Source organism: Thalassobellus citreus, assembly GCF_044385915.1.
GTDB classification, from domain to species: domain Bacteria; phylum Bacteroidota; class Bacteroidia; order Flavobacteriales; family Flavobacteriaceae; genus Thalassobellus; species Thalassobellus citreus.
The window spans coordinates 1-938 of sequence record NZ_JBISCC010000042.1 but is presented as its reverse complement, the minus strand read 5'-3'; the positions used below and the strand labels follow the sequence as shown (position 1 = coordinate 938).

At 31.0% G+C, this 938-nt stretch carries 1 protein-coding gene; it reads right to left on the bottom strand.

Annotated features, from left to right (window positions below; translation table 11 throughout):
* Window positions 1–139: 139 nt before the first annotated feature.
* Window positions 140–938: hypothetical protein (locus ACH5TX_RS00190; RefSeq protein WP_439337548.1), on the bottom strand; the 799-nt coding region annotated here is incomplete at its 5' end.

The window sequence follows — 938 nt, the reverse complement described above, 5'->3', positions numbered from 1 at the left end:
CAACGGTTGTGTATAAGAATAGTGCGATTTTGTGTCCGAGGATTTTCCGTAGGAAAATCAGAGAGACTAAATGCGCACTAACTTTTTGATTTAGGAATAAATTTAAGCATTATTTATTATACTTTGTTGTAGCATGTTTTTATTCACATTTATTTAGTTCGGAATAGTATTTAATCGGATTATGTTTATCATATTCTTTTCCGTTAATTGATTTGCAGAATTTTTCTTTGTCCATTTCTATTATCAATTCGAGATATTCAATAAATTCCTCAGTGAATTCCCCATCTGCAAAGCTTATCAGTTTTAAACTAGGTAAATAAAAATTATTATTTTGTTCATTAGTCACTTGTTCAAAAATCAATCGTGTTGTATCATAGAAAAAGTCGGTTTCTGCCAATTTGTGTTCAGGTCCAGTCGTGTCATAATAAATTCCGAATTCTGCGTCATTTTCTGGAACTAAATTTTTTAATATTGATTTAGGAATTTCTTCTTTACTAAGGTATAGTTCAGACGCAATATTGAGATTTTTTTCATAGCCTATAATCACATCAAAATGTTCTAGCAAAGCAGTTCCGTAACCTCCATTATGAAAAGTTCGATATCCTGTAAATATTTTACCATTAGTTTTGTCGGCTTGAATTACCACAACAGTGTCTTTTCTTTCGGTTCTAGCATCTATCATACAAGCGATAAAAGGAATTTCCAAATTGATAGAGATGTTTTTTCTAGTCCCATCACTAGCATAAATTGCGCGATTTTGTTCCACATCGGCCTTAGTAGCTAATCTTCCCTTAACGTGAGGTGTATTCTTCCAATTCTTGATGTTAATTGAATTGATATCGAAAGATTCAAATTCTTGAGCATTAATTGAAAATGCAATACTTAGAAAAACAATTTTTAAAATCAATTTCATACTTTTCTCAAATGTGCTACAACGG